16 protein-coding genes are annotated in these 19,544 nt (G+C 65.1%); 11 read left to right on the top strand and 5 right to left on the bottom strand.

All coding sequences use genetic code 11. The features are described 5' to 3' along the window. Positions 1-11 precede the first annotated feature (11 nt). From hisA to tatC, 8 genes are all read left to right on the top strand, one after another. Positions 12-788, top strand: coding sequence for a 1-(5-phosphoribosyl)-5-[(5-phosphoribosylamino)methylideneamino]imidazole-4-carboxamide isomerase (hisA, locus tag QPK31_RS00665; RefSeq protein WP_290421017.1), 777 nt, complete (start codon positions 12-14; stop codon positions 786-788). Between the two features lie 4 nt (positions 789-792). Beyond that, the gene (gene hisF / locus QPK31_RS00660) at positions 793-1,554 is read left to right on the top strand and encodes an imidazole glycerol phosphate synthase subunit HisF (RefSeq protein WP_290421016.1); all 762 of its coding nucleotides are present in this window, start codon (positions 793-795) and stop codon (positions 1,552-1,554) included. A gap of 2 nt (positions 1,555-1,556) precedes the next feature. Next, positions 1,557-1,988 carry a phosphoribosyl-AMP cyclohydrolase gene (hisI, locus tag QPK31_RS00655; protein WP_290421015.1) on the top strand — a complete coding sequence of 144 codons (432 nt, stop codon included), beginning with the start codon at positions 1,557-1,559 and terminating at the stop codon, positions 1,986-1,988. Beyond that, entirely contained in the window at positions 1,985-2,326 is a 342-nt protein-coding gene (locus QPK31_RS00650) for a phosphoribosyl-ATP diphosphatase (protein ID WP_290421014.1), read from the top strand. The genes hisI and QPK31_RS00650 overlap by 4 nt, the downstream gene beginning before the upstream one ends. 63 nt (positions 2,327-2,389) lie before the next feature. Then, complete coding sequence (locus tag QPK31_RS00645; protein ID WP_229436450.1) at positions 2,390-2,764, top strand: histidine triad nucleotide-binding protein; 375 nt, start codon at positions 2,390-2,392, stop codon at positions 2,762-2,764. A 401-nt stretch (positions 2,765-3,165) separates the two neighbouring features. Further along, positions 3,166-3,408, top strand: coding sequence for a Sec-independent protein translocase subunit TatA (tatA, locus tag QPK31_RS00640; RefSeq protein WP_290421013.1), 243 nt, complete (start codon positions 3,166-3,168; stop codon positions 3,406-3,408). Positions 3,409-3,420: 12 nt separating this feature from the next. Further along, on the top strand, positions 3,421-3,924 hold the full coding sequence (gene tatB / locus QPK31_RS00635; RefSeq protein WP_290421012.1) for a Sec-independent protein translocase protein TatB: 504 nt from the start codon (positions 3,421-3,423) through the stop codon (positions 3,922-3,924). Next, positions 3,925-4,680 (top strand): twin-arginine translocase subunit TatC, encoded by a 756-nt coding sequence (gene tatC, locus QPK31_RS00630; RefSeq protein WP_290421011.1) that lies wholly within the window; start codon positions 3,925-3,927, stop codon positions 4,678-4,680. A 54-nt stretch (positions 4,681-4,734) separates the two neighbouring features. Here tatC and QPK31_RS00625 read toward each other — a convergent pair whose 3' ends face one another. The 4 genes from QPK31_RS00625 to QPK31_RS00610 all read right to left on the bottom strand — a co-directional run bounded on the left by QPK31_RS00625 (position 4,735) and on the right by QPK31_RS00610 (position 13,368). After that, positions 4,735-4,989: an MbcA/ParS/Xre antitoxin family protein gene (locus QPK31_RS00625; RefSeq protein WP_290421010.1), complete on the bottom strand. Its 255-nt coding sequence runs from the start codon at positions 4,987-4,989 to the stop codon at positions 4,735-4,737. A 202-nt stretch (positions 4,990-5,191) separates the two neighbouring features. Next, entirely contained in the window at positions 5,192-7,108 is a 1,917-nt protein-coding gene (locus tag QPK31_RS00620; RefSeq protein ID WP_290421009.1) for a DUF885 domain-containing protein, read from the bottom strand. Positions 7,109-7,297: 189 nt separating this feature from the next. Further along, positions 7,298-11,434: a DEAD/DEAH box helicase gene (locus QPK31_RS00615; protein ID WP_290421008.1), complete on the bottom strand. Its 4,137-nt coding sequence runs from the start codon at positions 11,432-11,434 to the stop codon at positions 7,298-7,300. Then, positions 11,431-13,368 (bottom strand): prolyl oligopeptidase family serine peptidase, encoded by a 1,938-nt coding sequence (locus QPK31_RS00610; protein WP_290421007.1) that lies wholly within the window; start codon positions 13,366-13,368, stop codon positions 11,431-11,433. Before QPK31_RS00610 ends, QPK31_RS00615 begins: the two co-directional genes overlap by 4 nt. A gap of 198 nt (positions 13,369-13,566) precedes the next feature. Between QPK31_RS00610 and hemE the strand changes: the two genes are divergently transcribed. From hemE to QPK31_RS00595, 3 genes are all read left to right on the top strand, one after another. Next, positions 13,567-14,649: a uroporphyrinogen decarboxylase gene (gene hemE / locus QPK31_RS00605; protein ID WP_290421006.1), complete on the top strand. Its 1,083-nt coding sequence runs from the start codon at positions 13,567-13,569 to the stop codon at positions 14,647-14,649. Between the two features lie 550 nt (positions 14,650-15,199). Then, positions 15,200-17,206, top strand: coding sequence for a primosomal protein N' (locus tag QPK31_RS00600; RefSeq protein ID WP_290421005.1), 2,007 nt, complete (start codon positions 15,200-15,202; stop codon positions 17,204-17,206). A gap of 67 nt (positions 17,207-17,273) precedes the next feature. Then, positions 17,274-18,713: a dihydrolipoyl dehydrogenase gene (locus tag QPK31_RS00595; protein WP_290421004.1), complete on the top strand. Its 1,440-nt coding sequence runs from the start codon at positions 17,274-17,276 to the stop codon at positions 18,711-18,713. 120 nt (positions 18,714-18,833) lie between these two features. Here the strand turns inward: QPK31_RS00595 and QPK31_RS00590 are convergent, their stop codons facing one another. Beyond that, on the bottom strand, positions 18,834-19,373 hold the full coding sequence (locus QPK31_RS00590) for a transposase (RefSeq protein WP_290421003.1): 540 nt from the start codon (positions 19,371-19,373) through the stop codon (positions 18,834-18,836). Positions 19,374-19,544 lie beyond the last annotated feature (171 nt).

Below are 19,544 nucleotides of genomic sequence, written 5' to 3'. Positions count from 1 at the left end.
TGACCACGACCATGCTGCTGATCCCCGCCATCGACCTGAAAGACGGTCACTGCGTTCGCCTGAAACAAGGCGATATGGACCTCGCCACCGTCTTCTCCGAAGACCCCGCCGAAATGGCCCTGCATTGGCTGCAAAAGGGCGCGCGCCGCCTGCACCTGGTCGACCTGAACGGCGCCTTTGCCGGTAAGCCAAAGAACGAACCGGCCATCAAATCGATCCTGCAAGTTGTCCAGGAATTCGCCGAAGCGAATGGCATCGAGGAGATTCCGGTCCAGCTGGGCGGCGGCATCCGCGACCTCGACACCATCGAGCGCTACCTGGATGACGGCATCAGCTACATCATCGTCGGCACCGCCGCTGTGAAGAACCCGGGCTTCCTGCACGACGCCTGCGGCGCCTTCCCCGGCTCGATCATCGTCGGCCTGGATGCGAAAGACGGCAAGGTCGCCACCGACGGCTGGAGCAAGATGTCCGGCCACGAAGTGATCGACCTGGCCCAGAAGTTCGAAGGCTACGGCGTCGAATCCATCATCTACACCGACATCGGCCGCGACGGCATGATGGGCGGCGTGAACATCGAAGCGACCGTGCGCCTGGCGCAAGCGGTGCGCATCCCGATCATCGCCTCCGGCGGCCTGCACAACCTGGCCGACGTCGAAGCCCTGTGCGCGGTGCAGGACGAAGGCATCGAAGGCGTGATCTGCGGCCGTTCGATCTACGAAGGCACGCTCGACCTGGAATCGGCCCAGGCGCGCGCCGACGAACTGACCGAGGGCGAAGAAGCTTAACCCCATGCTGGCAAAACGTATCATCCCCTGCCTCGACGTGACGGGCGGGCGCGTCGTCAAGGGCGTCAATTTCACCGAGCTGCGCGACGCCGGCGACCCCGTCGAAATCGCGCGCCGCTATGACGGGCAAGGCGCCGACGAAATCACCTTCCTCGACATCACGGCGTCGAGCGACGGGCGCGACCTGATCCTGCCGATCATCGAAGCGGTTGCTTCGACCGTATTCATTCCGCTCACCGTCGGTGGCGGCGTGCGCAAGGTCGAGGACGTGCGCCGCCTGCTGAACGCCGGCGCCGACAAGGTGAGCATGAACACCTCGGCGGTGCAGAACCCGCAGCTGGTGTTCGACGCCTCGCAAAAGCACGGTTCGCAGTGCATCGTGGTGGCGATCGACGCCAAGCAGACCGCACCCGGCAAATGGGAAGTGTTCACCCACGGCGGCCGGAATGCCACCGGCATGGACGCGGTGGAGTGGGCCGTCAAGCTGCAGGAACTGGGCGCCGGCGAACTGCTGTTGACCAGCATGGACCGCGACGGCACCAAGTCCGGTTTCGACCTGGGCCTGACGCGCGCCGTGTCGGACGCCGTCGGCATTCCGGTGATCGCCTCGGGCGGCGTCGGCGGCCTGCAGGATCTGGCCGACGGCGTGCTCGAAGGGCATGCCGATGCGGTGCTGGCAGCGTCGATCTTCCACTATGGCCAGCACACGGTCGGCGAAGCCAAGCGCTTCATGGCCGAACGCGGCATTCCGATGCGACTGGAGTGAAGATGGCGCCAACCAATGCAAACGCCGCTTCGAACGTGAAGTGGCTGAAAAAAGTGCGCTGGGACGAGAACGGCCTGGTGCCGGTGATCGCCCAGGAAGCCGCCACGGGCGACATTTTGATGTTCGCCTGGATGAACCGAGACGCCCTGGCGCGCACGGTGGAGCTGGGCGAAGCCGTCTACTGGAGCCGCTCGCGCAAGAAGCTGTGGCACAAGGGCGAGGAGTCCGGCCACACGCAAAAGGTGCTGGAAATGCGCCTCGATTGCGATGAGGACGTGATCCTGCTGAAGATCGAGCAGGCCGGCGGCATCGCCTGCCATACCGGCCGCCATTCCTGCTTCTTCCAGAAGTTCGATGGCGAGGACTGGCAGGCGGTGGAGCCGGTGCTGCAGGATCCGGAAACGATTTACACGAATACGAAGAAGACCCCATGAGCGAGATCCTGGCCCGCGTGGCCGCGACTATCGAAGGCCGCAAGCCCGAGAACGGCGGCGACCCGGCGACGTCGTACGCCGCTAAACTGTTCGCCAAGGGCGACGACGCCATCCTGAAAAAGATCGGCGAAGAAGCCACCGAGACCGTGATGGCGGCGAAAGACGCGCGCGTGTCCGGCGACACGTCGAAAATCGTGTACGAAGTGGCCGACCTGTGGTTCCATTCGATGCTGCTGCTGGCGAAGTTCGATTTGAACCCGCAACAGGTGCTGGACGAACTGGCCAGGCGCGAGGGCGTGTCGGGCCTGGAAGAAAAGGCCGCCCGCAAGGAAGCATAGAAACCGTTTGCGTCATGGCGCCGTCATGGTTTGCGCTTACTATGCCGGACACAAGGAGACAACATGGATAACTGCATTTTCTGCAAGATCGTCGCGAAACAGATTCCCGCGAACGTCGTGTACGAGGACGACGATGTGCTGGCGTTCAAGGACATCAACCCGGCGGCACCGGTGCATTTGCTGGTGATTCCGAAGGTGCACGTGGCGACCCTGTCCGACGTGACCGATGACCACACCGCGGTGCTGGGCAAGATGCTGGCGCTGGCGCCGCGGCTGGCGGCGGAGCAGGGCGTGGGCGTGACCACGGATGCCAACGGCCAGCGCAGCGGCGGCTTCAAGACCCTGATCAACAGCGGTCCGAACGGCGGGCAGGAGGTGTATCACCTGCATTTGCACATGTACGGCGGCGAGCGGCCGTGGCGGGGGCTGGGTACGTAATTGCGGAGGCTGCGCGGCGTCCGATATGGTGGCCTGCGGCCGATATCGTACGGTGGGCACCCCGTGCCCACGCGGTTACGTGTTGATGCATGCACCACTGGCCGTGACGAATCGCTCGAAACATATGCGATGAAAACCGGCGTATGCGTGACCGGGTTTGACGTTGGCGAGCGATGCATCACCGCCAACCCCAACCGCACACGCACGTAACCGCGTGGGCACGGAGTGCCCACCGTACGGGCGGCAGCCAAGCCATAGCAACGTTCCCAATGAGGCACGCTGTGGTATTGGCCCTTGACAATATTCTTTTGGCCGGGTCAAGAAGGGCCGCATGGCTTATACTGGCACGGTATGTTTGACTGCACCAATTTCAGGCGCAAGCGTCTGCGAAGGAGATAACGATGGGTTCGATGAGTATTTGGCACTGGGTAATCGTGCTGGTGGTGGTGGTGCTGCTGTTCGGTACCAAAAAACTGGGCAATGTCGGTTCGGACATCGGCAAGGCCGTCAAGGGCTTCAAGGATGGCGTGAAGGGCGAGGAAGAGAAGTCGGCTTCGAACCCGGCCAACCCTGCCAGCCCGACGCAACAGGTGGCGGACAAGTCGACGATCGACGTCGAGACCCGCGAAAAACACCGTTCGTAATTCGCTCGCCCCATGATCGACCTGGGACTGTCGAAGATCGCCATCATCGGTGTGGTGGCGCTGATCGTGATCGGCCCTGAAAAGCTGCCGAAGGTGGCGCGCATGGCCGGCACCCTATACGGGCGCGCCCAGCGCTACCTGCAGGACGTGAAATCCGAGGTCAGCCGCGAGATCCAGCTCGACGAATTGCGCAACCTGCACAAGGAAGTGGCGGACAGCGCGGCCGAGTTCCAGTCCGACGTCGAGCACCATATGTCGGGCGCCATGAACGACGTCAAGTCGGCATGGCAAGGCGATATCCAGCCGACCATCGCCACGCCTGCCGCGCCATCGGCCACGATCGACGACCTCGAACGCAAGGCGCGCGACTTCCGCCGCAAGAAGCTGGTGCGTTCGTCCGCCGTGCCGGCCTGGTACAAGCACCGCCATGGCGGCAAGACCCGGGTGTTGTCGGGCGCCGCACGCGTGCGCAAGTTCCGCCCTGGCGTGAAATCCTCCAATAGTTCCTTTTTCTAGATGACGACCGAAGAAGCGCCAGTCGAAGAAACCTTCATCTCCCACCTCGTCGAGCTGCGCGACCGCCTGGTCAAGGCCATCATCGGCGTGGCGCTGGTCTGCATCGCATTGATGATCTGGCCGGGGCCGAAGGAGGTCTATGATTTCCTCGCCGAGCCGATGCTGCAATCGCTGCCGCCGGGTGCCAAGATGATCGCCACCGGCGTCGTCTCGCCCTTCCTGGTGCCGATGAAGGTCACGCTGATGGTCGCCCTGATCATCGCACTGCCCTGGGTGTTCTACCAGATCTGGGCCTTTGTCGCGCCTGGCCTGTACGCCCACGAAAAGCGCCTGGTGCTGCCGCTGGTGATCTCGTCCTCGCTGCTGTTCATCGGCGGCGTGGCCTTCTGCTACTTCCTGGTGTTCGGGCGCGTGTTCCACTTCATCGCCGAATTCGCACCCTCGACGATCGCGGTGATGCCGGACATCGAGAACTACCTCGACTTCGTGATGTCGATGTGCCTCGCCTTCGGCGCCACCTTCGAGGTGCCGGTGGTGGTGGTGATCCTGGTGCGCATGGGCATCGTCAGCATCGAGAAGCTGAAGTCGATTCGCCCCTACATGATCGTCGGCGCGTTCGTGATCGCGGCGATTGTCACGCCACCGGACGTGGTCAGCCAGCTGGCCCTGGCCATTCCGATGTGCCTGCTGTTCGAGCTGGGCCTGCTGGTGGCGCCGATGTTCGTGCGCATGACGCAGGCGCCGGAAGAGGCATAAGCGGGGAACAGCAAACAAGAAACCGGAGCGCGCTCCGGTTTTTTTACGCCCTCGTCATTTACCCTTCCCGCTGCGGATGTGCGCCAGCACTTCCTGCTCGCGCCCGGCCGCCACCAGCTGGGCCGGCGTCTGCCCGCCAAAGGCCTCCAACGGCCCATCCATCCAGGCACTGGCCGCCTCGTCCTTGCCAAGTATCCCCTTCATCTCGTGCATGACCGCGTAATACACCTGCGCCTTGCGCGACTGCGCATCGAAGCGCGCACGCAGCGCGGCCATCGCGTCGGGAGTGATCTGTCCGTCAGTGCTCATGCTGATTGTCTTCCGATGAAACCCACATCATACCGCCTGTAAAAAAGCCGGGGTCAGGTCTGACATTCGGACACGGCCTCTGCTGTAGTTTCATGCTCGGCCTTCTATAAGGTTGAGCTTGTGTCCGAATGTCAGACCTGACCCCGGCTGTTTGCCAAAAAAAACCGGGCGCGTGGCCCGGTCGTTGTGGATGCGGCGATGGTCAGTCGCGCATCAGTTCGGCGATCATCTTCACCGGCGCATTGCCATAGCTGAGGAACTGGTCGTGGAACTGCTTCTGGTTGAAGCGATCGCCCAGGGCCTGCTTGCGCTGCTCGCGCAGTTCCATGATCTCGCTGTAGCCGCTGTAGTAGCTGGTCAGCTGCACCGACGACAGCTGCACGCGGCGCCACTTTTCGGTCGCTTCCTGGCGCGTCTGGAAGGCCTGGTTCACCAGCAGGTCCAGCGCCGCTTCCTGGCGCATGCCGAGCACGTGCACCGAGTAATCGAGGATGGTGTTGGTGACGCTGCGCAGGTTCCACTTCGAGTACATCAGCCACATTTCCGGCGCGTTGCCGCCGTAGCCGGATTCGAGCATCATGCGCTCGCCGTACACGGCCCAGCCTTCGACCATGGCGCCGTTGCCGAACAGGGACTTCACCAGCGACGGCGAACGGTTCGCGTGCACCAGCTGGGCGTAGTGGCCGGGGATGGCTTCGTGGATGTTCAGGATCTGCAGGATCCACTCGTTGTACTCGCGCAGGCTGCTTTCGGCCTGCTCGGCCGACAGACCGTCGAGCGGCGTCACGTTGTAGTAGGTGCGGTCCTTCGGACGGTAAGGGCCGGGCGCGTCGATGCTGGCGCCGGCCACGCCGCGCTGGTACATCGGCGTTTCGCGCACTTCCAGCGGCTTGTTCGGGTCGAGCGTGAGCAGGTCGTGCTTGATCACCCAGTCCTGGAGTTCCGGGATCTGGCGCCGGATCTCGGGCAGGAAGTTCTCGCGCGCGACGTGGCGTGCGGAGAGCTTATCGATCAGCATGCCGATCTTTTTAAACCGGTCGTCCGGTTTCGCCACGCCGGCCATGTAGCGCGGCCAGAGTTCGTCGGAGATGGTGTTCATGCGCGCCAGCAGTTCCTCGCGCGTGCGCAGGGCCTTACGGAAGGTTTGTTCGGCGCTGCTGGCCGACTGGATCTCGAGCGCGAACTTCTGCTCGTACAGCGCCTTGCCCAGCCTGAACGGACGCGCCTGTCCGCTTTGGGCCAGGGTCTTGTCCGTCTTTTCCAGGTAATCCACGTAGCCCAGTACCGCGCTGCCGGCGTTCGCGATGCGCTGGGCGAAGATCGCCTTTTCCTGGGCGTTCAGGATCGATTCCTGGGCCGCCTGGCCAAGGTCGGCCAGCACGGCCAGCGTGCCCGGCGCCTGGGCGATCGCCAGCTGGGTGTGTTCGCGCGTCGGGTTCTTGATCGTCGCTTGCGCCGCCTGGTAATAGGCCGGCACGTCGGCCAGGCGCTTCAGGATGGTGCGCAGGCGTTGTGGTTTCGCCGCGTAGTCGGTGTTCAGGATCAGGTCGAGCGGCTGGGCCACGTTGTACAGCGACGGGTTCCATTCGAACTCGCGCAGCGTGGTCAAACGCCAGCGGTCGGTCTCGAGCTTGTTGATCAGGAGGGCGACGTCGGTGCGCTGGCGCGACGACATCTGGCGCTGATCGAGCTTGCGGAATTTTTCCAGCCACTCGTTGGCGAACGCGAGTTTTTTCGCGCGCGTGGCGTCGTCGGGGATGGTGAGATTGGCGGCGGCGTCGAACTTGCCGACCGAGATGCCGCCTTCCGGATCGACGCGCCAGAGCGCGGTCAGGTACTGCATGCCGAGCGAATCGGCGCGGCGGTCGAGGCGCTTTTCCGGGCCGGTCGACTTGGCTGCGACGACGGCGGTGGTGGCGGCAGCTGCGGCAGCGGTGGCGACCTTGCCCTTCGACTTGCCCTTCGACTTGTCCTTGGCAGCGGGCGCCTTGGCTTTGGAGGCTTTGGATTTGACTACTTTCGTCGCCTTCGGCTTGGCGTTCTTGGTCTGCTTGGCGCTGGCGGGCGCCAGTGCAAGGCTGGCGAGAATGACTGCCAGCGCGAGTTTCGTTTTCATCATCGTGATCGGCCCTGTGGAGTAAAGATTGGGGCGCCAGGTCCTGCGGAAGACACAGGCCAGCGCGCCAGAGTAGCACCATTCAGGCTGCTTGCGGGCGGTTGAAACATGTCGTCACGTTTTGACCAGGCGCCCGCATCTTTGTCGGATACGGGTTCGCTTGCAAAAGCGGCAATGATCACATGGATGGGCTCAGCGCGCCAGTCCCTGCTGCAGCATCGCCAGCATGTCGCCCGGCGACATGCGCGCCGCCATGTCGCCGCCTTCGAGCAGGCTGTCGGCCAGGTCGCGCTTGTGGCCATGCAGTTCGACGATGCCTTCCTCGATGGTGTGGCGCGCCACCAGGCGGTAGATGGTCACCGGCCGCTGCTGCCCCATGCGGTGCGCACGGTCCGAGGCCTGGTCTTCCACCGCCGGGTTCCACCACGGGTCCATGTGGATCACGTAGTCGGCCGCCGTCAGGTTGATGCCGACGCCGCCCGCCTTCAGGCTGATGAGGAACAGGTCACCCTCGCCGGCCTGGAAGGCGTCGACGCGCTTTTTCCGCTCCTGCATCGAGGTCGACCCATCGAGATACTGGTAAGAGATACCGCGTTCGTCGAGCAGCTTGCGAATCAAGGTCAGGTGGTCGACGAACTGGCTGAACACCAGCACCTTGTGGCGGTTCTCCAGCAGGTCGTCGATCAGGTGCGCAAAGGTATTCAGCTTGCTGCTGGCGATACCCAGGCCCGGCGCCACCAGCTCAGGATTGCAGACCGCGCGGCGCAGCCGCATCATCTCGGCCAAAATCGCAATCGACTTCTGGCTTTCCGGCGCCTCCAGCGCGGCGAGTTTATCGAGCGCTTCGCGGCGCAGCGATTCGTAGAGCGCGGTTTCTTCCTGCGTCAGTTCGACCGGGATCACGATCTCGGTACGCGGCGGCAGCTCGGTCAGCACCTGGCTCTTGGTGCGGCGCAGGATGAAGGGCTGCGTCAGGCGCCGCAAACGCGTGCGTGCCCCAGCCTCGGCGCGCTTGTCCTGCGCTTTTTCGATGGGGCCGGCAAAGCGCAGCTGGAATTGGTCGGCGGTGCCCAGCAAACCCGGGTTGATGAACCGGAACAGGTTCCAGAGTTCGCCCAGGTGGTTTTCCAGCGGCGTGCCGGTGGCGATCATGCGGAAGTCGCCGCGCAGGGCCATCACCGCCTGCGAGCGGCGCGTGGCGGCATTCTTGAAGGCCTGCGCTTCGTCGAGCACGATGGTATGCCACTGCTTTTTTGTGAACAGCGGCGCCTCCAGTTGCAGCAGGCCGTAGCTGGCGACGATCACGTCGAAGGCGCCGGCATTCTCGATCATGTCGGCCCGGTCGCCGGGGCCGAACAACTTGATGTTCAGCGTTGGCGCAAAGCGCGCCGCTTCGGCGATCCAGTTGGTGCAGACGGACGTCGGCGCTACCACCAGGGTCGGGCCATTCGGCGCGCGCAGCAGGATCAAGGCCAGCGCCTGCAGGGTCTTGCCCAGGCCCATGTCGTCGGCCAGGCAGGCGCCCACGCCCCAGTGCGCAAGGCGCGCCAGCCACTCGAAGCCTTCGCGCTGGTAGTCGCGCAGCTCGGCCTGCAGGGTGGACGGCAGCTGCGGCTCGTAGGCCGCGTTGTCCGCCATCTTTTGCAAATGCGTGCGCCAGGCCTTGTCGAATTCCACGTTGCCGGCGTCGAGCGCCAGTTCTTCCAGCGCGAAGCTGGCCAGCGGGTGTACGCGCAGCGCTTCGCCGTTGGCATCGGTGTAGGCGGCGAGGTCGGTGAGCCGGCGGTGCAGTTCGTTGGTCAGTGCCAGGAACTGGTTGTCGCCCAGGGCGACGAAGCGGCCTTCGCTGCCGCGCATCTTTTCCAGCAGCGACACCAGGTCCAGCACGCGGCCTTCGTCGACCACCACTTCGCCATTCGCGGCAAACCAGTCCTTGTCGCGCTTGATGTTGAGTCGCACGGATTTTGAGCTGACCTTTTTGCTGACGCGGAAAGGCTCACCCTCGGGCCAGGCAATCACCACGCGCGAAGCATCGAGTTCCTGCAATTCGCTCACCAGTTCCAGGCAGGCGAAGGGCTGGCCGAGCAGCCATTCGCCGTGTTCTTCCTCGGCGCTTTCCAGGGCGCGGCACTCAAGCAGCAGCTGGCGCTGGCTTTCGCGCTCAAGGTTCAGGTCGCGTTTGGCTTCGGTGCGCACGCCGTTCATGTCGGCGATCACGCGCTCGGCGCCGCTGCCCGGCGCATAATAGGCGCCCGTATCCGGCAACGGCCGCACCAGGATGCGGATGCGCAGGCCCTGGCCGTAGGGCAGCAGGTGCACGTGCAGGCGCGGGTCGGCGGCGATGCGCTCGATATCGGCGGAGCTGGCGCCGATGTCCGACTGCACCGTGACGATCGACGAAATCGCGCCGATCGCCTGCAGCACGCGCACCTCGGCTTCCAGGGGCACGACCAGCGCTTCGCCGACAATCGCGCCGATGCGGCGGTGCTCCTCGCGCACGCGCACCACGCGCAGGCGGATCGGCGATTCGCGCGTCACCACCACGTCGCCGGTGTCGCGGTGCAGCGGCGGACGCAGAGAAATGGTCACGTTGTCGCGGTCGGCTTTGACCAGCAGCTCGGGTTCGCCCGGCAGCAGTTCCACGCGCGTGCCTGGCGCATCCATCCAGAACAGCAGCGGGTGGCCGATCAGTGCGGCCACCGCCTTGTCGAGGTCGAAGTCATAGCGCAGGTTGCTGCTGTATTGCTGGCGCTGGGCGCCGATGCTGGCCACCACCTGCAGGTCTTGCGCCGTGACGAAGTCGAGCGATGCCGCTTCTTCCAGCAGGCGCTTCAGGCCCATCGGGCGGCCGCGGCTCCAGGCGCCCTGCGCATCGCGCTTCTGTTCGCGCGGCTCGACTTCCTGCACGCCGTACTGGGCGTCGTAGCGCAGCAGCCAGACCATGCGCGATTCCTTTACCACTTCCACGTTCACGGCCGGCTGCAGGTTGATCAGCGCGTTCAATTGACGCTCCCAGGCCTGCTCGCGCTCGAACCAGAGCGTCATGTCGGATAGGCGATGCTGCCGGCGCAGGGCGATGGCGCGCTGTTCGTGCGCGATGCTGCCCATCTGCCCCAGCACACCGGCCAGCTGGGCGCTGACCAGGTCGAAGCCGGCCGCTTCCGACAGGGCCAGGCTTTCTTCCAGCAGCTCGCTGCGGTTGGCGAGCTGCGGCATACCCAGCCACCAATGCATGAGCGCGCGGAACATCACCGGCTGCAGCGCGGTTTCCCAGTTCCGCGACGGCAGCACGTTGGCGTCGACCGTGCCGCCGCGGATCTGGCGCAGCATGCTCAGTTGCTGGTAGACGGCGGTGTCGTGGCTCTGCACGGCGCGCGTGGCGCTGTCGAGGTAACTGTCGAGGGCTTTCTGGTGCGCGGGGTCGTCGCGGCGCAGCATGGCCGTCACGTACAAATAGCCGCCGATGCCGGGGAAGACCGCCTTGCGCCTGCCGGTTTCGCGGCGCAGCAGTTTCAGGGCGGCGTCGAAGCCGGCCAGGGCCTCATCGAGCCCGTCGCGCAGCAGCAGGATCACGCTGCGGTAGAACAGGGCGGTGGAGTCGTCCAGCTCCGCCAGCAGCGCGCCGGCGTCGTCCAGGCGGCCGCACAGGATCAGGTGCTCGGCCAGCGCCACGCGCAAGCCCATCGACGCGCCGCCCTGGGCCACGTGGCGTTCGGTGTAGGCGCGGATGTCCGCCGCCACATCGACTTCGCGCTGGGCATGGTGGATCAATACCGCCAGTACGCCTTCGCGCACGTGCGGATGGATGTGGTCGAGTAGCTCCGGTTCGAAGGGGCGTGCGCAGATATCGACGAAAGGCGGCGAATACGCCGCTTCGTGGCAGGCCAGGCAGGCAGCCAGCAGCGGCGAGATCACCGCGCTTTCCTTGCCGGTGGCGAGCGCCACGCGCAGCAGGGCCACGCCCTGGCGGTAGCTGCGCAGCACGGGGCGGCCCTGCCAGTCCATCCGCACCGGCATGTCGTGCATGTAGGCGGCGGCCAGGTCCTGGAGCTCGTCGTTGTCGATCACCGCCTTCAGGGCCGGCCATGATACCTCGGGCGCGATGACGAAGCCGCGGCCCGTGACTTCCTGGATCAGGCAGTGGTCGCGCAGCTGGGTCAGGTCTGCGTTCGAGGCGCTTTCGGTAAAACTGCCCCCGTACAGGAGCTTCAGGCAATCGTAGATGCGCTTGCGGCCCATCGGCTCGCCCGCCAGTGCGAGCAGGCCGAGCGGGCGTTTGAATTCGTCTGCGAGTCCGGGGATGGCCTGGCGTAGGTTGTTCGACGTCATGCAGCCAGGTTCTCGATCTCGACTTGCGGCAGCCCTTGCGGCACCGGGATGCCGAACACGCGCAGGTAGAACACCAGTTCCGCTTCCAGCGTCTTGACCACGCTGTCGGCCTTGCGGAAGCCGTGGCCTTCGCCCTCGAGCGTGATGTAGGCCACCGGCACGCGGCTGGCGCGCAGCGCCTCCACCATCGATTCCGATTGCTGCGGCGGCACCACCTTGTCGTCCAGTCCCTGGAAGAAGATCATCGGGCGCTTGAGCGACGCGGTGTGGTGGATCGGCGAGCGCTGGCGGTACACCGCATCGGCCTGGGCTTTCGGCGCGATCAGGTATTCGTTGTAGTGCGACTCGAACTTGTGCGAGTCGGCGTCCAGGCCGGCCAGGTCGGACACGCCGTAGTAGCTGGCGCCGGCCTTGAACACGTCGTGGAAGGCCAGGGCCGACAGCGTGGTCAGGCCGCCGGCGCTGCTGCCGCGGATCAGCAGGCGCTCCGGGTCGGCCAGGGCTTCGGCCGCCAGGTGGCGCGCGCCGGCCACGCAATCCTCGACGTCGATCACGCCCCACTGGCCCTTCAGCAAATCGCGGTAGCTGCGCCCGAAGCCGCTGCTGCCGCCGTAGTTCACGTCGAGCACGGCGAAGCCGCGGCTGGTCCAGAACTGGGTGGCCAGTTTCAGGGTGCTGGTGGCCATGCCGGTCGGGCCGCCGTGGCCGATCACGATCAGCGGCGGCAGTTCGCCGTCCGGCAGCGCGAAGTCCTTGTTGGCCGGGGCATAGTGGAAGGCATAGGCGCTGCGGCCGTTCGCGCTCGGGTAGCGGATGCTGCGCGGGACGGACAGATAGCCGGTGTCGGGCAGGGCGTCGATCGAACGCGCCAGCACCTCGCGTGCGCCGGTGGCAGGGTCGATCAGGGCCAGTTCCAGGGCGATGGTCGGCGAACCGGCCAGTACCGCCACTGCCTGCGGCGTGACGCGCAGTTCGCGGATTTCCTGGTAAGGCGTGTCGATGGGCGTGAGTGTGCAGCCGCGCGTGGACAGGCTGGCCAGGCGGCTGACGCCGTCCTCGATATAGGTGCAGACGATTTCGTCTTCCGAGCGGAAGCCGTACATCGAGCCGCCGAAGCTCCAGTGCGGGCCGCCGAACTCCGCTTCGCGCGGGCACAGCGGGTGCACCACGCCGTGTTCGAAGCGGTACAGGTTCCACCAGCCGCTGCGGTCCGACACGAAGTGCAGCAGGCCCTCGGGCGACCATTCCGGCTGGCAGATCGATTCGTCCATGCCGCCGGCCACCAGGCGGCCGTCGACCAGGCTGCCGTCATCCGCCACGTCGGCGACCCACAATTCCGTGCCCTGCCAGGGCATGCGCGGGTGGTCCCAGCACAGCCAGGCCAGCTGCTTGCCATCTGGTGACAGGCGCGGGGCAGCGTAGAAATCGTTGCCGTCGACGAGGATGGTTTCCGTACCGTCGAAGCCGACCGCGCAGACCGTGTTCACGGGGTGGGCTTCGCCCGCCAGGTGGTCTTCGCGCACGGCGACCAGGCGCTGGCGCGCGCGGTCGGGCACGAAGTCGGCATAGCGCACGGCTTCTTCCTTCGTCATCTGCACCGGTTCGGCGCTGTCTTCCACGCGGTACAGCTTGTTGTCGGCGTGGTGCGAGAACCAGACCGTGCCCCCGTCCACCGCATACGCGCCGCCGCCGTATTCGTGCACGCGGCTGCGCACGTTGAAGGGGGCGGGGGTGAGTTCGGCCATCGCCCCCGCGCGCTGGCGCAGCAGCGTGGTGCGGCCGGCTTCGCTGGCGCGTCCGGCCAGCCACAGCACATCCCGGCCGTCGAGCGCGAGCTGGGACAGCGGCATGGCGCCGGCGGCGACCACGGCGGCGCTGATCGGGGAAGTCCAGGTGCCGCTCGGGGCGGCTTGCGGGCGGTTCGGTTCGGTCATGGCGGCAGCATCGAAAAAGGATGAATCGCCATTATAAGTTGTAGGGTGGGTACTCGTACCCACCGATGCGCCGCCTGACGGATCGAAACACCAGCGCGCGCTGTGCACGGTGAAACCGGTGGGTACAAGTACCCACCCTACGTAAACCCGCTCAAGAATGCGATAATAACCCTCTTCCCGACGCCTTTATTGTCAGCCATGCCACAATTTGCCCCGCTCAAGAACGATACCTTCCTGCGCGCGCTGCTGCGCCAGCCGACCGAGTACACGCCTGTCTGGCTGATGCGCCAGGCGGGCCGCTACCTGCCGGAATACCGCGCCACCCGCGCGCGCGCCGGTTCGTTCCTGGGCCTGGCAAAGAACCCGGACTATGCCACCGAAGTCACGCTGCAGCCGATCGACCGCTATCCGCTGGATGCCTCGATCCTGTTCTCGGACATCCTGACCGTGCCCGACGCGATGGGCCTGGGCCTGTACTTCGCCGATGGCGAAGGCCCGAAGTTCGAGCGTCCGCTGCGCACCGAGGCCGACGTGCTGGCCCTGCGCGTACCGGACATGGAGTCGCTCGACTACGTGTTCAAGGCCGTCACCTCGATCCGCCTGGCGCTCGACGGCCGCGTGCCGCTGATCGGCTTTTCGGGCAGCCCGTGGACGCTGGCCTGCTACATGGTCGAAGGCCAGGGTTCGCGTGAATTCCACACGATCAAGAAGATGCTGTACGCGCGTCCGGACCTGATGCACCGCATCCTGGAGATCAACGCCACCGCCGTGGCCCAGTACCTGAACGCCCAGATCGACGCCGGCGCCCAGGCCGTGATGATCTTCGATTCCTGGGGCGGCGCATTGGCCGACGGCGCTTACCAGGAATTCTCGCTGAAGTACATGCAGCAGGTCGTCAGCCAGCTGCAGCGCGAAAAGGATGGCGTGCGCATTCCGGCGATCGTCTTCACCAAGGGCGGCGGCATCTGGCTCGACGAAATGGCAAACATCGGCGCCGATGCGCTGGGCCTGGACTGGACCACCAACCTGGGCCGCGCCCGCGCCCTGGTGGGCGACCGCGTGGCGCTGCAGGGCAACCTCGATCCGGCGATCCTGTTCGCCGAGCCGGACCAGATCCGCGCCGAGGTGGAACGTTCGCTCACCGCCTACGGCGTGCCGTCGGCGGGTTCGGGCCACGTGTTCAACCTGGGCCACGGCATTTCGCAGTTCACGCCGCCGGAGTCGGTGAGCGCCATGGTGGAAGCGGTGCACAGTTTCAGCCGTCGCCAGCGCGCAGGCTGAAGCGCCGATCGGGGCGGTGCACAAGATGTCCACCCCGCGGCGCAGCAAAATCACACTTGTTCACAAGTTTCAAAAATGCAAGTCTGCGGGCTGTGGACAATTGGTCGAGTGAACGTAAACAGCAAGCTATTGAATACAAAGAGTTTTTCTCTGTTTACTTCGGTCGCTTGCTAATACGAAAGCATGTTTTCCCAGTAAAACCAGTGCTTTTCACTTCCTTGTTCACAAAGTTATCAACAGCATTGGTAGCTCAGCCATAAAAAGTCCCGTGTTTACCGAGACTTAGCAAAAGCTTCGCAGATTATTGTTTAAATCTTCATTACTTCCTTGCATGAGTTAGCACGGAAACGGAGGTTATGCACAATCATTGCAAAACGGGAATTCAATTGCTGTGGACTACTTTGACTAGCCTAAGTAATTGAAATTGCAGGGTTTATTTTTCTTGTATTTCCGTGCATCCATGCATGCTTTGACTTAACGTAAACTTCTCCACCGGTCAAGTCCTTCATTCTCCACAAAGTTTTCCACAGCTTTTGCCCAAAGGTTGAATTTGCCGCATTGCATCCTACAAATCGCACTCGATACGCCGCTGAACAGCGTGTTCGACTACGGCTGGCCCTACGAAGAAGGCCAGCTGCCGCAGGTCGGCCAGCTGGCACTGGTGAGCTTCGGGCGGCGCGAAGCGATGGGTTTGATCGTGGCAATCAAGGAGGAAACCGACGTCCCGCCGGAAAAGCTGAAGGATGCGCTGGCGGTGCGCAGCCAGCTGTCGCCCTTGTCGAAAGAGTGGCTGGCCCTGGCCGGTTTTGCGGCCGATTATTACCAGCGTCCGCTGGGCGAAGTGGCCTTGCCCGGCCTGCCGAAGAACCTGCGCATCCCGAAAACGGTGGCGCTCGACCGCGCACTGAAAAAGCTGGCCAAGCTCGACGCCGCCAACGATGCCACCCCGTCCGGCATGCCGCCGCTGAACCCGCAGCAGCGCGAGGCGGCCGATGCCATCGGCGGCGCGATCGGCTTCAAGCCCCTGCTGCTGTACGGCGTGACCGGCAGCGGCAAGACCGAGGTGTATTTGCAGGCCTGCGCCCAGGTGCTGGCGCGCGACCCGCAGGCACAGATCCTGATCCTGGTCCCCGAGATCAATCTGACGCCGCAACTCGAGGGGAATATCCGCGCGCGCTTCCCGGGCCTGGCCCTCGCCACGCTGCACAGCAGCCTGTCCGAGGGCGAGCGCATGCTGCACTGGCTGGCGGCGCACGGGGGCCAGGCCCGTATTGTCTTGGGCACGCGCCTGGCGATCCTGGCTTCGCTGCCGCACCTGAAACTGATCGTCATCGACGAGGAGCACGACCCCTCCTATAAACAGCAGGAAGGCCTGCGCTACTCGGCGCGCGACCTGGCCGTGTGGCGCGCGCACCAGCTGCGCATTCCCATCGTGCTCGGCTCGGCCACGCCTTCGCTGGAAAGCTGGCACCACGCGCAAACGGGCCGCTACCGCAAGCTCGAATTGCGCGAGCGCGCCGTGCGCGACGCCGTGCTGCCCACCGTGCGCCTGCTCGACATGGAGCGCGACAAGCCGAAGGAAGGTCTGACTTCCGGCCTGCTGGCCGCGCTGCGCCGGCGCCTGGAACGCGGGGAACAGTCGCTGCTGTTCCTCAACCGGCGCGGCTATGCGCCGGTGATCACCTGCGAATCCTGCGGCTGGATCAGCAACTGCACGCGCTGCACCTCGTTCATGGTGCTGCACAAGCCCGAGCACCGGCTGCGTTGCCACCACTGCAGCCTGGAGCTGCGCATCCCGCGCCATTGCCCGACCTGCGGCAACGTCGATTTGCAGCCCCTGGGGCGCGGCACCCAGCGCTTCGAGGAAGGGCTGGCGGCGATGTTCCCGGAAGCGCGCATCCTGCGCATCGACGCCGATTCCACGCGCAAGAAGGGCAGCGCCCAGGAAGCCTTCGACACCGTCCACCGGGGCGAGGTCGACATCCTGATCGGCACCCAGATGGTCGCCAAGGGCCACGACTTCAAGAAGCTGACCCTGGTCGGCATCCTGAACCCGGACACGGCGCTGTTCTCCCAGGACTACCGCGCCAGCGAGCGCCTGTTCGCCCAACTGATGCAGGTGGCGGGCCGCGCCGGGCGCGCCGGCCTGGCCTCGGAGGTGCTGATCCAGACCCGCTACGCCCAGCATCCGCTGTACGCGGCGGTGGTGAAGCACGACTACGACCGCTATGCCGGCAGCCTGCTGGAAGAGCGCCGGCAAGCGGCGCTGCCACCCTACATGTACCAGGCGCTGTTGCGCGCCGAGGCGCCGGAACTGGCCACCGCGATCGCCTTCCTGGAACAGGCGCGCGACATCCTGCCGACCGATGCCATCACCCTGAACGACCCGATCCCGATGACCATGACCCGGGTCTACAACGTCGACCGCGCCCAGCTGCTGGTGGAATCGAATTCGCGTCCGGCCCTGCAGGCCTTCCTGAAGGAGTGGGTGGCCTTGCTGCGCGCGCTGAAGACGCGTGTGCGCTGGTCGCTGGAAGTCGATCCGCTCGACATCTGAATGCGTTTGCGCTGCTGAAACGGCAAAAAAAGCGTAACCTCTCGGAGCCAGAACGACGAGGACAAGCATGAACAAAATGAATGTGGATGTGGCCGTGATCGGCACCGGCACCGCCGGCATGTCGGCCTACCGCGCCGCCCGCGCCGAAGGGGCGCGCGTGGTCGCCATCGAAAGCGGCCCTTACGGCACCACCTGCGCACGTGTCGGCTGCATGCCGAGCAAGCTCCTGATCGCCGCCGCCGACGCGGCCCACATGCTGGACCTGGCGCCGGGCTTCGGCGTGCACCCCGAGGGCAAGCGCATCGACGGGCGCGCCGTGATGGAACGCGTGCGCCGCGAGCGCGACCGCTTCGTCGGCTTCGTGCTCGAAAGCGTCGAGGGTTTTCCGGCGTCGGACAGGATCGTCGGGCGCGCCCGTTTCATCGGCCCGCACACGCTGCGCGTGGACGAGCATACCGAGATCGAAGCCAGGACGGTCGTGATCGCCACCGGCTCCACGCCGACCGTGCTGCCGCAACTGAAGGACGTCGGCCCCGGCATCGTCACCAGCGACGACGTGTTCTACTGGGACGATCTGCCAGGTTCGGTGGCGGTGATCGGCACCGGCGTGATCGGCCTGGAACTGGGCCAGGCGCTGACGCGGCTCGGCGTGCGCGTGAGCCTGTTCGCGCGCGGCGGCAGCGTCGCCCACCTGAGCGACCCCGAAGTGCTGCGCGCGGCCACGCGCACCTTGAGCCAGGACCTCGACCTGCGCTTCCAGACCGAAGTCGTGCGCGCAGAGCAGCAGGGCGAGGAAGTGTTGCTGACCACGCGCGACGCGCTCGGCAAGGAGACGAGCGAGCGCTTCCAGTACGTGCTGCTGGCCACCGGCCGCACGCCGAACGTGCACGGCATGGGGCTGGAAGAAACGGGGCTGGAGCTGCAGGCGAATGGCATTCCGGTGTTCGACAGCCGCACCATGCAATGCGGGAACAGCCACATCTTCATTGCCGGCGATGCCAACAACGAGCTGCCGCTGCTGGCCGAAGCGGCCGACCACGGCAAGATCGCCGGCGAGAACGCGGGGCGCTTCCCCGACATCCGCCCGGGATTGCGCCGCACGCCGCTGGCGATCGCGTTCACGGAGCCGAACATCGCCACCTGCGGCAAGAACTACAAGACCTTGTGCGAGGGCGGGCGGCCGAAGTTCGCCATCGGGCAGGTATCGTTCGAGAACCAGGGGCGCAGTCGGGTGATGTTGCAGAACAAGGGGATGCTGCGGGTGTATGCCGAGTACGGCACCTGCCGCTTCCTCGGCGCCGAGATGATCGCGCCGCGTGGGGAGAACATCAGCCATCTGCTGGCCTGGGCGGTGCAGGCGCGCTTGACGGTGCCGCAGATGCTGGAGATGCCGTTTTATCACCCGGTGATCGAGGAGGGCGTGCGCACGGCGCTGCGCGATTTGGCGGCGAACCTGGCGAAAGGGGTGAACCATACCGACCCAGCCGATTCGGAGCCGGGGACATAAGAATATCGGCGGCGTAACCCGTACGGTGGGCACTCCGTGCCCACGCGGTTACGTGCTCCCCCTTGCACCCGCTGCCGCAACAATTCGCTCCGCGGCCCCAATTCCGGCCACATACACGAACTAATCCCACTCCACCCGCTGCGCATGCACCGTCCCACCCCAATTCGCCGGATACACGCCCTCGCGCACATACCGGTGAAACGTCGAAAACGGCCACGCCGCCACGCTCCCGGCGTATCCGTGCTTGACCGGATTGAAATGGATGTAATCCACGTGCTTTTCAAAATCCCACTCGTCGCGAATCCTGTGCTCATGGAAGCGGCGATGCCAGATGCTCGCATCGCGGTGCTTGATGCGTGATGCCGACGGTTGCCAGCCATCGTCGAACTGGGTCGCGCATGAACGGGAGACCAGGCGTTTGATAAGCGCCCAGCGTGTCGAATAGTCGGCATCATCCGGCGGCAGGGTCCAGATGGTATGCAGGTGATCCGGCATCAGCACCCAGGCATCGATGTCGAAAGGGCGGCGTTGGCGCACTTCGATCAGGGCCGAGCGTAGGGCATTGCGGATGGGCGTTGTACAGAGAATGGGCCGGCGCCAGTACGACACCAGCGTGAAGAAATAGGTTTGGCCATCACGGGCGCGGCGGTAGCGGGACATGGTGGCGCGGATTGTAGGGTGCGCTCACCATCGCACGGGAGACATCATGGATGATCATTGAGACGCGTCAGCGAGATGAGGCCGGATCGACCGATCAGCCATTATCGCGACGCGTCGTTTCGCGTGGGCACGGAGTGCCCACCGTACGGGTGACGCCAACGTCTCCAGACA

Origin of the sequence: Massilia sp. YIM B02769, assembly GCF_030411995.1 — a bacterium.
In the GTDB taxonomy this organism is placed as follows: Bacteria; Pseudomonadota; Gammaproteobacteria; order Burkholderiales; family Burkholderiaceae_D; genus Telluria.
The sequence above is the reverse complement of the archived record's forward strand: the minus strand, read 5'-3'. Positions and strand labels throughout refer to the sequence as shown.